Genomic DNA, 12693 nt, shown 5'->3' with positions numbered 1-12693 from the left:
CCCCACCCACAGAGTCGGCAGTCGGAAAATCATCCAGCCCCCGGAGCGGCCACCCCCGGAACCGCCCCGGCCACCCACCCTCCCGAGAGCCCACCCCACCCACAGAACCCCCCACCCCCACACCCCCCGGAAAACCCAAAAGGCCCGGAGCCTCCCGGCCCCGGGCCCACCCGTCCCCCTCATCCGATCAAGTCCAGCGACCCCGCCAACTGCCCCGTCCCGATCAGGTCGTACCCTCCCGCCAGCACCAGGACCAGCAGCGCCGCCACCGTCACCCCCGTGTAGTGCAGCCGCCCGAACACCCCCCACCAGCCCCGCCGCCAAGCGACCACCGCGCAGACCACCATCAGCAGGGTGAGTCCCGCCGCCGCCAGGTACATCGCCGGCACCACCTGCAGCAGCGGCGAATCCCCCAGGAACAGCGTCTGGTTGAGCGCATTGGAGTCCGAGGTCAGCAGCGCGAAGCACCCCGTCGCCACCACCAGCACCGCCCCGGTCAGCCACCCCAGCAGCCGAGCGGCCGGCTGCCCGGCCCGCCCCGCGCCCCGCGCGGCCCGCACCACCGCCGCCACCCCCCACCCGATCACCGTCAGCGCCAGCAGCGCCAGGCTCCCGAGCGCGATCCGCTGGTGCAGCTCGGGCGCCTGGTACCAGGCCAACGGCTCGTACGCGATGGTCGGGTCACTGTCCGTCAGCATCGAGGTGACCTCCCCGTCCCCGTCCAGCTCGAAGGCGATCCGAGCGGTCCCGCCCACCTGCTGGAAGAGCCCCGGCTGGACCTGCTCCCACTGGGTCTCCCCCGCCGAGGGATCCCGGGTGACCGGCCCGCTCACGACCAGCCGCCCGTCCCGGGCGGCGATGTGCACCGACCCCATCAGCGCCGCCGCCTTGGTCAGGTTCGACTGGCTGACCCGGGTCGACCGGAAGTCCCCGGTGAACTTCGACAGCTCCCCACCCACCACCGCCGGCGAGGCGCCCGCAGCCGGGTAGAAGCGGTCCACGAACGCGTTGAGCACCTGCTGGGTGGTCCACCCTCCGGTGGCGTCCTCCCCGTCGCCGTTCACGGTCACGTACAGCCCGACCCCCTGCGCCGGCAGCAGCGCCAGGTTGCTGTGGAACCCGGGCACGTCCCCGTCCTTCACCAGGAGCTGCCGTCCGTTCCGGTCACGCTGCTCGAGCAGGTACGCCATGCCGGGCATCCGCTGGTCCGGCCCGAAGTGCCGGGCGAGCAGCAGGGCGTCGCCCTCCTGGTCCAGGATCGAACGGCCCTCGATGGCCCCGCCGTTCAGCTGGGCGAGCATCAGCCGCCCCATGTCGTCGACGGTGGTGACGGCGGCCGCACCGGTCGGGGTGAGCGGCCCGTACAGCCCCTTGGTCTCGGTCTGCCCGTCCCCGTCCGGCCGGTAGCCGTGCGCGAGGTCGGCGTCGATGGGGGCCGGGTGCGGCTGGGTGAAGGTGGTGCGGTCCATGCCGAGCGGCCGCAGCACGTGCTGCGCGACGTACTGGTCGAACGGCTGGCCGGAAACCACCTCGACCAGGTAACCGGCCAGCGCGACACCGTAGTTGTCGTACGCGGCGGTCACCCCGGGGGCGCGCACCCGGTCCGGCTGGTGGGCGGCCAGCGCGGCCCCCAGGCCGCCGGTGTGCTGGGGTTCGGCCTCCGCCAGTCCCATGAAGGTGTCGTCGAAGCCGCCGGTGTGGGTCAGCAGGTTCTCCACGGTGACCGGGTGCCCCGGGTAGCTGTCCCTGATCTTGAAGGCGGTCAGGTACCTGTTCACGTCCGCGTGCAGGTCCAACTTCCCCGCCCGGACCTGCTGGAGGACCGCGACGGCGGTGAACACCTTGGCGTCGGAGCCCATGAAGAAGGCCGTCCGGGCCGGGTCGACGGGCTTGCGGTTCGGCACGTCGGAGACGCCGTACCCGCCGGCGAAGACCTGCTGCCCACCGGCCACCACGCTGACCGCCGCGCCGGGGATCTTGTGCTCGGCGAGCAGTTTCGGCACGATCTCGTCGAACAGCCGCTTCACCGAAGCGGGGTCGGGGGGTGCGGCCGAGCCGCCCGTCGCCACCGAACTCCCGTTGCCCATCGATGCGGTGGCCGCGTGGGCCCGGTCCGGAGTGAGCCCGTACAGGAACAGACCGATGGCCGCCAGCACCAGGACCAGTCGCACCCAACCCCGCTTGACCAGCGGCCGGTTCGCCGCTACATGTCGCGTGCTCATACTGAACTCCCGTTCGGAACAAGTGGATTACGGAAGCTCCGGCGCCCTGCGGCGGGCCGCTTCCCGACATCGAGAACACTAGGAGGGATGCCCTCTCCCGGGACATGGCCTCTGGGCGTCGATCGGGGGGTGTACCCAGGTACCACCAACAGGGGTCCAGGGCCCAGTGATCGGAACCGCGGCGGACGGCAATCTGGATGTCGTCAGCAAGCAACGGGTAGGGATACCGGCCGCGAGGCCGTCACGAAAGGGGCCGAGCGGTCATGACCAGCAGCATCACCACGGGAGTTGTGAACAACGTGCAGAACACCGACACCACGACCGGTCGCACCGGCCGCACCGGGCGCAACCCGCTCCGGGCGCTGGGCAACGCCGTCCGGTCCACCCTGCGCGGCCCGGTCCTGGCGGCCCTCGCGGTGCCGCAGCTGCTGCTGCTCACCGCCGCCACGGTCGCCGCCTGCCTGCTGGGCCTCGGCGTCGGCGCGCTGCTGGTGCCGCCCACCGTCCTGGCGATCCGCGGTCTGGCCGGGCTGCGGCGCCGGCTCGCCGCCCGCTGGTCCGGCGTCGAGATCCGCGACCCCTACCAGCCGCTGCCGGACGCCGAACCGGGCTTCCGGGGCGCCTGGAAGCGCTGCCAGGCGATCCTGTCCGACCAGGCCTCCTGGCGCGACCTGCTCTGGCTGCTGGTCGACCCCGTGGTCGGCTTCACGGTGGCGATCATCCCCCTCTCGGTGGTCGCCTACGGCGTCCTGGGCCTGCTGCTGCCCCAGCTCTGGCAGCCGATCGCCGACCACGGCGGCAACACCTGGTACCTGTGGATCCACGTCACCGACTCGGGTGCGGCCGGCACCGCCGCCCTGTTCGGCGTCCCGGTGATGCTGGCCGGCCTGGCCATCGCCCCCGGCGCCCTGCGGGCCCACACCGCGCTCGCCAAGTCCCTGCTCGGCCCGACCGCCCGCGCCGAGGCCCTGGCCGCCGAGCGCAAGGTCGCGCACCTCACCGAGACCCGGCGCGACGCGCTGACCACCCAGGCCGCCGAACTGCGCCGCATCGAGCGGGACCTGCACGACGGTGCGCAGGCCCGGCTGGTGGCCATGGGCATGAACCTGGGCGTCGCCGAGCGGCTGGTCGAGCGGGACCCGGAGGCCGCGAAGCAGCTGCTCGCCGAGACCCGTCAGGCCTCCGCCTCCGCCCTCAACGAGCTGCGTGACCTGGTCCGCGGCATCCACCCGCCGGTGCTGGCCGACCGCGGACTCGCCGACGCCGTCCGGGCGCTGTGCATGGACAGCCCGCTGAACGTCACCGTCTCCGCCGACCTGCCCGGCCGCCCCGAGGCCCCGGTCGAGTCCGCCCTCTACTTCGCCGTCTCCGAGGCCCTCACCAACGCCGCCAAGCACTCCGGCGCCAGCCACGTCGACGTCCAACTCTGGTACGAGAACGGCACGCTGAAGGCCCAGGTCACGGACGACGGCACCGGCGGCGCCGACCCCTCCCGGGGCACCGGACTGCGCGGACTGGAGCGCCGGCTTGCTACCTTCGACGGAGTCCTGGCCGTCCGCAGCCCGCTCGGCGGCCCCACGACCCTGACGATGGAGCTGCCGTGCGAGTTGTACTCGCGGAGGACCTCTTCCTCCTGAGGGACGGTCTGATCCGGATGCTGCAGGCCTACGACTTCGAGGTCGTGGCCGCGGTGGACACCGGACCGGACCTCCTCCAGGCCCTCCTCACCGAACGTCCGGACGTGGCAGTCGTCGACGTACGACTGCCACCGACGTTCACCGACGAGGGCCTGCAGGCGGCTCTGGAGGCGCGCCGGCAGATCCCCGGTCTGCCGGTGCTCGTGCTCTCCCAGTACGTGGAGCAGCTCTACGCCAAGGAGTTGCTGGCCGACGGCAGCGGCGCGATCGGCTACCTGCTGAAGGACCGGGTCTTCGACCCCGACCAGTTCGTCGAGACGGTCCACCGGGTGGCGGCGGGCGGCACCGCGCTGGACCCGCAGGTGATCGCGATGCTGGTCAACAACACCGGCCGCAGCAAGCCGCTGGAGCGCCTGACGCCGCGTGAGCGCGAGGTGCTGGAGCTGATGGCGGAGGGGCGCTCGAACGGGGCGATCGCCGAGCGGATGGTGATCACCGAGCGGGCGGTGAAGAAGCACACCGCCAACATCTTCCTCAAGCTCGACCTGCCGCCCTCCGAGGAGGACCACCGCCGGGTGCTGGCGGTGCTGGCCTTCCTCGAGGTCGCGCCGTCCTGATCCACTACGGCATCCGTCAGGGGGCGGTCTCCCCGGCCACCCAGCGCAGGTAGCCGGGGCTGCCGGACACCACCGGCACGGCGATCACCTCGGGCGTCTCGTACGAGTGCCGCTCGGCCACGAACCCGGCCAGCCGGTCGGCGAGTTCGGCCCGGGTCTTGAGGTCGATCCGCCACTCCTCGGCGTCCTGCACCTCACCCTCCCACCAGTACACCGAGCGGACGGGGTACACCTGTGCGCAGGCCGCCAGCCGCTCCCGCACCACGGCGGCCGCCAGGGCCCGGGCCCGCTCCTCGCTCTCGTGGGTGGTGGTCACCACGACGAAGCCCTGCTCGTTCACTGTCATTCGCCGACCCTAGCCCGGCCCCCGGCCCAACCCCGCACCTCTCGATCCCTGTGCCCTCGCCCTCGCCCTCGCCCCCGACCCCGCGGCCCCGCAAGGGGCGGGGGAACTGCCCGCAGCGGAAGGCCCCGACCCGCACCCGGCCGCCCACAGCCGTCCGGCGCCCTCCGGCCCACCTCCCACAGCTCCTCCGCCCCTCCACTGCCGAGCTCAGCCCTTCCGGGCGGTGTGGACGGTCATCGCCGAGAGGTAGAAGGCGTCCTGGCGGTGCAGGATCCCGGTCGGGGCGTCCTCCTCGATCAGCGCCTCCAGGGTCGCCCGGTCCTCCGGGTCGAGCACCTCGGCGAGCTGCTCGTGACGCCGGACGAGCTGGGTGCGCAGGTACCCGCGGACCGGGCCGGCCAGCGGGGCCGGGTGGTCGACCAGGAAGGTCCGGGTGCCGCTGGGGACCAGCCCGGCCCGCCGCAGCATGGCCGGCCAGTCCTCGATCTCCTCGGTGGCGCCGGGCAGTTCGGCGCGCATGGCGGCGAAGCCGTCCTCGTGCACCGCGTCCAGCCGGGCCTGGAAGCCGGGCCGGCCCAGGCCGAAGTCGCGGGGCAGGTAGCGCGCCGGCAGGCCGCTCTCGGCGACGGCGAGCAGGCCGCCGGGCCGCAGCCGTCCGGCCAGGGCGGTGAGTGCGGCCTGCTGGTCGCCGAGGTGGTGGATCGCGTTGCCGGACCAGATCAAATCGGCCTCGCCGAGCTGGTCGAACTCGGCCGGCAGGTCCGCCTGTTGGGTGCCGAGGCGGCCGCCCGAGCGGGTCCGGGCGCGCTCCAGCAGGGCGGCCGACTGGTCGACGGCGACCACCTCGGCCGCCGGGAAGACCTCCGCGAGCAGCTCGGCGATCACCCCGGGGCCGGCCCCGACGTCGAGCACCCGGCGCACCGGGCCCTCCGCACCGTCGCCGTTCCCGGCGAGGCCGGACAGCCAGCGCCCGGCCTCGGTGACGGCCTCGGCCCGCAGGTCGGCCTCCTGCTCCAGGTGGGCCGCGAGGGCGTCCCAGTCGAGGTCGGCGGCGGGCACCGGCCCGTGCCCGTGGTGCCCGTGCTGGTGCTGGTGCTGGTGTGCGGACATGGTGTTCCCTCTCCGATGGTGGTTCGTTCGATGGTGGTTCGTCCGGCGGCGGTCCGGCGGCGGCCCGCCGGCGGCTTCCCCGCTCAGGCGGGCACGGCTGGCCCGGACGCGCGGCGCAGCGCGACCGCCCGTCCGATCTCCTCGTCCACCAGGTCGCGGTCGAGGGCGAAGGCGGCCGCCGCGCCCATTCCGGCGGCGATGACCACCTGGGCGCGCGGGTCGGCGACGTTGCCGACCGCCCAGACGCCGGGGACGCTGGTGCGGCCGGTCCGGTCGGTGGTGACCCAGCCGTTGTCGTCCCGCTCGCAGTCCAGGCCGAACAACAGCGCGTCCCGGGGCACCGGCCGCGGGAAGACGAACACCGCCTCGCGGGTGACCACCTGCCCGGTGTCGAGCTCGACGCCGCGCAGCCGCCCGTCGTCGGTCACCAGCCGGACGATCCGGCCCTCGATCACCGGTACGCCGCGTGCCGCGAGCCGCTCGTGGTCGGCCGAGGTCAGCTGGAGGGTGTGGGCGAGCAGCACCACGTCGGCCGACCACTGCCGCAGCAGCAGCGCCTGGTTGACCGCACCGGGGCCGGTGCCGAGCACCCCGAGCGGCCGGTCGCGGACCTCCCAGCCGTGGCAGTACGGGCAGTGCAGCACGTCCCGGCCCCAGCGCTCGGCGAGGCCTGGCAGGTCCGGCAGCCCGTCCCGCAGTCCGGTGGCGACGACCACCCGGCGCGCGTGCAGCACCGGTCCGCCCGCCAGGTGGACGACGAAGCCGAATTCGGCGGGCTCGGCGTTCTCGACGTGCTCGACCCGTCCGTCGATCAGGTCCACCCCGTACCGGGCGACCTCCTCCCGCCCGACCGCCAGCAGCGCGGCCGGCGGCATGCCGTCCCGGCTCAGGAAGCCCTGCATGCGGGCGGCGGGGGCGTTGCGCGGCTCACCCGCGTCCACCACCGCGACCCGCCGCCGGGCCCGGCCGAGCACCAGGGCGGCGTTCAGTCCCGCCGCGCCCGCGCCGATCACCACCGCGTCGTAGCGCTCCGCCGTGTTCGTCTCGCTCATCGTCGCTCACCTCCACCGCCAGGCTGCGACCGACCATCCCGTATCGGCAAGCTTTGTTGCCACCTCAGCAAACACCTTCATTTTCGGTCCGCCGCCAGTACGAGCGGGCGGCCACCGCCAGCGCCACCCCGTACCCGGCGAAGGCACAGGCCCCGACCCAGGCCACCTGCAGCGCCTGCTCGGGCGTGGCGAACTCACCCGTCCGGATGCCGATCACCCCGGCCGAGCACAGCGCCAGGTAGCCGATCCCGACCAGCCCGTACGGCGCCAGCGTGGCCGCGCCGATCAGCGCCGGGGTGAGCGGCAGCCAGCGCGGGACGGCACGGCCGCGCAGCGGCAGGGTCCAGCGCGGGAACACCTGGCCCCACGGCCGCACCAACCCCCACAGCAGGAACACCCCGATCGCCGCGAGCAGCACCGTGCCGTCCAGCCCCCAGCGCTCCAGCGCGAGCCAGAGCCCGGAGGAGCCGTTGCGCACGTAGCCGGCGTACATCCGGTCGCCGCTGATCCCGGCGAAGCTGCCGCCGAACGCCCAGATCAGCTTCATCGCCACGTACGGCAGGAAGGCCAGGCTCCCGGCCCAGGCGGCGAGTTGGACGGCCGCCGGGGCCGCCGAGGGCGCCGGGCGGGCGGTCGCCGTCCCGGTCCCCGTCCGCTCCGCGCGCGGCCGCCGGGCCCGGGCGGTCCCGGCCAGCAGCAGCGCCCCCACCGCCGCCAGCGCCTTGTGCACGGCATCGGGGACGCTGTCCACGGCCTGCCCGAACAGCAGCGTCACCACGTCCATCAACAGGCTCCAGGACGCCACCCCGGCGAGCCCGCACAGCAGCCACAACACCCCGGTCAGCCACCGCACCGGCCCCAGCCACACCGCCGCCCACCCGGCCGCGACCGCCGCCAGCCCCACCCCGGCGGCCGCCCACCCCGTCCAGGCGGCGCCCCACAGTGCCGTCCCGCTCAGCCCGCAGCCCAGCCCGAACCCGGCGTAGCCGACGCCCCAGCCGACCACCGCCCACCCGTCCCGCACCCACTCGCGCTTCACCATGGCCCCAGGCTCGCCCGCGCCGCCCGGCCCCGGCCTCCGCCCGCGTGCTGATCCGGCTCCCCCGCCGGGGGGATTCCGGCCGCCCCTTGCCTTGGAGCGCACTCCAACTCCTAGCCTCTGAGCCATCACCGCAGCACCGACCCACCAACCTGGGGAGTACGACCATGCGTTACCGCGTCCTCGGCGGCACCGGCATCGAAGTGAGCGCCTACTGCCTCGGCACGATGATGTTCGGCGCCATCGGCAACCCCGACCACGACGACTGCGCCCGGATCATCAACACCGCGCTCGACCGGGGCATCAACTTCGTCGACACCGCCGACATCTACTCGGCCGGCGAGTCCGAGGAGATCGTCGGCAGGACGCTGGCAGCCCGCGGCGACCGGGACGAGATCGTGCTCGCCACCAAGGCGCACTTCCCGATGGGCGAGGGCCGGGCCCGCGGCGGCAACTCGCGGCGCTGGATCGTCCGCGCGGTGGAGGAGAGCCTGCGCCGGCTGCGCACCGACCGGATCGACCTCTACCAGATCCACCGGCCGGACCACACCACGGACATCGAGGAGACCCTCGCCGTGCTGGGCGACCTGGTCCGGGCCGGCAAGATCCTCTCCTTCGGCTGCTCGACCTTCCCCGCCGAGCAGATCGTGGACGCCCACCACGTCGCCGAGCGCCGCGCCCTGCCGCGCTTCCGCACCGAGCAGCCGCCCTACTCGCTGCTCGCCCGCGGCATCGAGCGGGACGTGCTGCCGGTGGTGCAGCAGCTCGGCATGGGTGCGCTGACCTGGGGACCGCTGGCCGGCGGCTTCCTCACCGGCCGTTACCGCAAGGGCGATCCGATCGACCTCACCCAGGGCCGCGCCGCCATCAACCCCGGCCGCTTCGACCCGACGCTGCCCACCACGGTCGCCAAGCTGGACGCCGTCGAGGCCTTCACCGAGCTCGCCGACGGCCTCGGCCGCACCCTGCCCGAGCTGGCCACCGCCTTCCCGCTGGCCCACCCGGCCGTCACCTCGGTGATCATCGGCCCGCGCACCATGGACCAGCTCGAATCCGCCCTCAAGGCCGCCGACCTGGTCCTGGACGACACCACCCTGGACCGGATCGACGCCATCGTCCCGCCCGGCACCAACCTCTACCAGGCCGACGGCGCCTGGCAGCCCCCGTCCCTCACCACCCCCGCCCTCCGCCGCCGCCCGACGGCCGACCGCTCGGCGGGCTGACCGAGGCCGGACATCGAAACACTGCTACACGGCGCATTACGGCACACCCAATGGCCGCATGAAGACCATCACGCAGCGCGAACTCGCGGCGCGGTCCGAGGCCGTACTCGACGACGTCCGAAGCCGGCGAGGTCTACCACATCACCCGCAACGGCACCGAGATCGCCGAGGTCCGTCCAATCAGCGGTCGCCGTCGATTCGTTCCCGTCGAAGAGCTCCAGCGGAAGTGGCGGAACGCACCCGCCGTCGACGCGGCACAGATGCGCGCCGAAGCCGATGCCTTCTACGGCGACGAGGACCGGATCGGCGGCGACGACCCGTGGGAGCAGTCCTGACCGGACACGCGGGCAGCGCGACACCTGCGTCGTCATCGACCTCCCGCAGATCGACCCGCGACTCCCACCGGTCGATGCGGCGCTGTCCCGCGCGCTGGCCGAACTCGCCCAGGGCGTAGCCACGGCGAAGGACCCGGTGCAGATGCTGGTCCGGGCCCAGCGACGCGCGGACGTCGAGGCCGAGTTCGCCGCCCGGCCGTTCGACCGGGAGGCAGCTCGACGTTTCGGCACACTGGTCGCGCTCACGATCCAGGCCCAGCGGGACCCCCGCCCGCGCCGCACGGACCTGATGATCGCGGCCACGGCTGCCGCTCACGGCCTGCCGCTGTACACCCGGAACGGAGCCGCCTTCGCCGGCCTCGAACAGGGCGTCGAGATCATTACGGTCTAGGCCGACCGCCCGCCGACGCGGCCGGCGGTCGCACCGCGTCCGACTCACCCCCTCGGGGCGGCGAAGGAGTGGACGAGGACCGTACGGCCGGACGCCCAGCGCTGTTCGCCGCTGCCGAGCGAGGTCCAGCCGAGGCGGCGGTAGAGGGCCACGGCGGCGGTGTCGGTGGCGAGCACGTCGAGCACGGGGTGCAGCCCGAGCGCCCGCGCGTGCGCCACGGCGCGTGCCAGCAGCCGGGCGCCGACGGCCCGCCCGCGCGCCGCCGGGGCGACGTACAACCGGCCGATCACGGCGGTGAGTTCCGGGCGTCCACCGGTCCGCAGGCTCCACCGGGCGGGGGCCAGGTCCCCCGGGGTGCTGCGGACGAGCCCGACGTGACCGGCGATCCGGCCGTCCGCCTCGGCGACCCAGGCCCCCAGCAGGCCGTCCGGGGAGAGCCAGGCGGCGGGCCGTTCGGGCCACTCGGCGGGGTAGCCGTCGGTGGCGTGGACGTCGGCCAGGGCCCGGACGCAGTCGGCGAGGTCGGCGGTGCGGCGCCGACGGACGCCCACCCCCACCCCGGTCTGCCGAGAGCCGGACGCGACGACGTTGGCGCGTTCTTCAAGGTCAGCCATGCCGGTACGTTACCGGCCGCCCCTCACCGCCGCAGCAGGTCGACCACCCCGGTCAGGTCCTCGGCGCCGCTGCCGAGCGCCAGCCGGTGCTCCATCAACCGGAAGTAGGGGGACAGCAGTTCGACGCTCACCCGCTGCTCCCCGGCGGTGCGCAGCAGCGCCTCCTTGCCCGCCACCTGCATCCCCAGGTTGGAGACCACGCCGGTGGTGTAGTCGCCGCTCTCCAGCTGGGCCGCCGTGCGCTCCACCGACCCGGCCATTGCGGTGAGCCAACTCCCCAGCAGCGGCGCCAGATCGCCCGGCTTCACGTCCTCGCCCCGCACCAGCGCGAAGGCGTGCGCGACCCCGGCGAACATCCCGTACATCGCGCTGAGCAGCGCCACGTCGTGCAGCGCCGCGTGCCCGGCGTCCGCGCCGACGTACCGGACCCCGGCCGGGGCGGCCAGCGTCTCCCGGTGCTCCTCGAACAGCTCCGCCGAGCCGCTGTAGAACACGTACGCCCCGGCCGCCGGAACGCCGATCATCGGCGGGACGGCCATGATCCCGCCGTCCAGGTAGCGGGCGCCGCGGGCCTCGGCCCAGGCGGCCCGGTCGCGGGCCTGGCCGGGGGTGCTGGTGACCAGGTTGACCAGGTCACGCCCGGTCAGGTCGACCCCGGCCAGCGCCTCCTCGACCGAGGCGTCGTCCAACAGGCAGACCACCACCAGCCGGCCGACCGCGACGGCCTCGGCGGCGGTGGCCGCCACCACGGCTCCCTCCGCCGCCAGCGGTTCGGCCCGCGCGGCGGAGCGGTTCCAGACGGTCAGCGGGTGCCCGGCCGCGAGCCAGGCCCGGGCCAGCGCGGTCCCCATCGCACCGAGCCCGAGCAGTGCGACGGGAGTCTTCTCGACCTTCTCAACTGTCTTCTGTGCCATGCCGACCAGCCTCGGCGCAGCCCCGTCCGTGATCAAGTACGCACTTCGGAGTGGGTGGTTACCCTGGGGTGAGCAAGGAGGTCGGAAGGGGTGGGCCATGGCGACCGTGCCGAGGCCGGGGGCGTACGTCTGCGGGATCGACGCCGCGATGGACGTGATCGGCGGCAAGTGGAAGGTGCTGATCCTGTGGGCCCTCGGCGGGCGCCCGGTCTGCCGCTTCGGCGAGCTGCGCCGCCTGGTGCCGGGGATCACCGAGAAGGTGCTGGCCGCCCACCTGCGCGAGCTGGAGGCGGACGGCATCGTGCACCGGGAGGCCCACCAGGAGGTACCGCCCCGGGTCGAGTACGCGCTGACCGAGGCGGGACGGCGCCTGAACGCGGCCCTGGCCCCGCTGGGCGCCTGGGGCCGGGAGCACGTCCTCGGTGCGGAGCCGCACCCCTAGCGACCCAGCCCACACCCGCAGCGGCACCGCACCGTTTCAATGGCGCCATGCCGATCACCACCCTGCGCAGCGAGCGCCTCGACCTCCTGCCGCTCGGCCCCGAGCACGCCGACGAACTGGCCGCCGCCCTCGCCGACCCCGCCCTGCATTCCTTCACCGGCGGCCACCCGGCCACCCCCGAAGAGATGCGCGCCCGCTGCGCCCGGCTCGCCGCCGGCTCCCCCGACCCGGCCGTGGCCTGGGGCAACTGGGCCCTGCGGCTGCGCGCGGACGGCGCCCTGACCGGTTACGTCCAGGCCACCGTCCGCCCCGAGGCCGCCGAGGCCGAACTCGCCTGGGTGGTCGGCACCCCCTGGCAGCGCCGTGGCCTGGCCACCGAGGCCGCCCGCACCCTGCTCGCCCACCTCACCGCCACCGGCGTCACCACCGCCATCGCCCACATCCACCCCGACCACGACGCCTCCGCCCGCATCGCCCGCGCCCTCGGCCTCCACCCGACCCCGCACACCGAGGACGGCGAAATCCGCTGGCAGGCCGATCTCTCGCACCCGTAGCCCGGGCCCACGCCGGCCTTCACCTCCACCGGCCGAACACCTCGCCCCCACCCACGACACGCCCCCACCCCCTCACGCCCCCACCCATAGTGGGCGCGCGGACAACGCCTCGCGCGCCCACCCACCTCCCCCCTCCCCCCACCACCCGACCAGGCGAGAGGGACGCGCTGCGGGAGGGGCGGTGGAGGGGGTGGCCC

Annotated in this window: 13 protein-coding genes; 6 read left to right on the top strand and 7 right to left on the bottom strand. The window is 74.3% G+C overall.

Annotation, left to right across the window (positions count from 1 at the left end; genetic code table 11):
- Nucleotides 1-179 precede the first annotated feature (179 nt).
- Complete coding sequence (locus ACWCYO_RS38235) at nt 180-2222, bottom strand: serine hydrolase domain-containing protein (RefSeq protein ID WP_449786778.1); 2043 nt, start codon at nt 2220-2222, stop codon at nt 180-182.
- Between the two features lie 263 nt (nt 2223-2485).
- Between ACWCYO_RS38235 and ACWCYO_RS38230 the strand changes: the two genes are divergently transcribed.
- Both ACWCYO_RS38230 and ACWCYO_RS38225 read left to right on the top strand, forming a co-directional pair.
- Nucleotides 2486-3859, top strand: coding sequence for a sensor histidine kinase (locus tag ACWCYO_RS38230; protein WP_449786777.1), 1374 nt, complete (start codon nt 2486-2488; stop codon nt 3857-3859).
- Complete coding sequence (locus ACWCYO_RS38225; protein WP_270145354.1) at nt 3823-4476, top strand: LuxR C-terminal-related transcriptional regulator; 654 nt, start codon at nt 3823-3825, stop codon at nt 4474-4476. The genes ACWCYO_RS38230 and ACWCYO_RS38225 overlap by 37 nt, the downstream gene beginning before the upstream one ends.
- Before the next feature lie 16 nt (nt 4477-4492).
- Here the strand turns inward: ACWCYO_RS38225 and cutA are convergent, their stop codons facing one another.
- The 4 genes from cutA to ACWCYO_RS38205 form a co-directional block, all read right to left on the bottom strand.
- Nucleotides 4493-4822, bottom strand: coding sequence for a divalent-cation tolerance protein CutA (gene cutA / locus ACWCYO_RS38220; RefSeq protein ID WP_270145355.1), 330 nt, complete (start codon nt 4820-4822; stop codon nt 4493-4495).
- Nucleotides 4823-5029: 207 nt separating this feature from the next.
- Nucleotides 5030-5932: a class I SAM-dependent methyltransferase gene (locus ACWCYO_RS38215; protein WP_449786776.1), complete on the bottom strand. Its 903-nt coding sequence runs from the start codon at nt 5930-5932 to the stop codon at nt 5030-5032.
- A gap of 83 nt (nt 5933-6015) precedes the next feature.
- Complete coding sequence (locus ACWCYO_RS38210) at nt 6016-6984, bottom strand: NAD(P)/FAD-dependent oxidoreductase (RefSeq protein WP_449786775.1); 969 nt, start codon at nt 6982-6984, stop codon at nt 6016-6018.
- Nucleotides 6985-7048: 64 nt separating this feature from the next.
- A complete protein-coding gene (locus ACWCYO_RS38205; protein WP_449786774.1) occupies nt 7049-8026 on the bottom strand; it encodes a hypothetical protein in 978 nt (325 codons plus the stop codon).
- 164 nt (nt 8027-8190) lie between these two features.
- Here ACWCYO_RS38205 and ACWCYO_RS38200 point away from each other — a divergent pair, with 164 nt between their 5' ends.
- Both ACWCYO_RS38200 and ACWCYO_RS38195 read left to right on the top strand, forming a co-directional pair.
- Entirely contained in the window at nt 8191-9246 is a 1056-nt protein-coding gene (locus tag ACWCYO_RS38200; RefSeq protein WP_449786773.1) for an aldo/keto reductase, read from the top strand.
- Between the two features lie 276 nt (nt 9247-9522).
- On the top strand, nt 9523-9972 hold the full coding sequence (locus ACWCYO_RS38195) for a type II toxin-antitoxin system VapC family toxin (protein WP_449786772.1): 450 nt from the start codon (nt 9523-9525) through the stop codon (nt 9970-9972).
- Between the two features lie 44 nt (nt 9973-10016).
- Here ACWCYO_RS38195 and ACWCYO_RS38190 read toward each other — a convergent pair whose 3' ends face one another.
- Together ACWCYO_RS38190 and ACWCYO_RS38185 are read right to left on the bottom strand one after the other, a co-directional pair.
- A complete protein-coding gene (locus ACWCYO_RS38190) occupies nt 10017-10586 on the bottom strand; it encodes a GNAT family N-acetyltransferase (protein ID WP_270145366.1) in 570 nt (189 codons plus the stop codon).
- 23 nt (nt 10587-10609) lie between these two features.
- Nucleotides 10610-11500 carry an NAD(P)-dependent oxidoreductase gene (locus tag ACWCYO_RS38185; RefSeq protein WP_449786771.1) on the bottom strand — a complete coding sequence of 297 codons (891 nt, stop codon included), beginning with the start codon at nt 11498-11500 and terminating at the stop codon, nt 10610-10612.
- A gap of 97 nt (nt 11501-11597) precedes the next feature.
- Between ACWCYO_RS38185 and ACWCYO_RS38180 the strand changes: the two genes are divergently transcribed.
- Nucleotides 11598-11942 carry a winged helix-turn-helix transcriptional regulator gene (locus ACWCYO_RS38180; protein WP_449786770.1) on the top strand — a complete coding sequence of 115 codons (345 nt, stop codon included), beginning with the start codon at nt 11598-11600 and terminating at the stop codon, nt 11940-11942.
- Between the two features lie 47 nt (nt 11943-11989).
- Nucleotides 11990-12496 (top strand): GNAT family N-acetyltransferase, encoded by a 507-nt coding sequence (locus ACWCYO_RS38175; RefSeq protein ID WP_449786769.1) that lies wholly within the window; start codon nt 11990-11992, stop codon nt 12494-12496.
- Nucleotides 12497-12693 lie beyond the last annotated feature (197 nt).

The organism is Kitasatospora sp. NPDC001683, assembly GCF_053596495.1.
The sequence above is the reverse complement of the archived record's forward strand: the minus strand, read 5'-3'. Positions and strand labels throughout refer to the sequence as shown.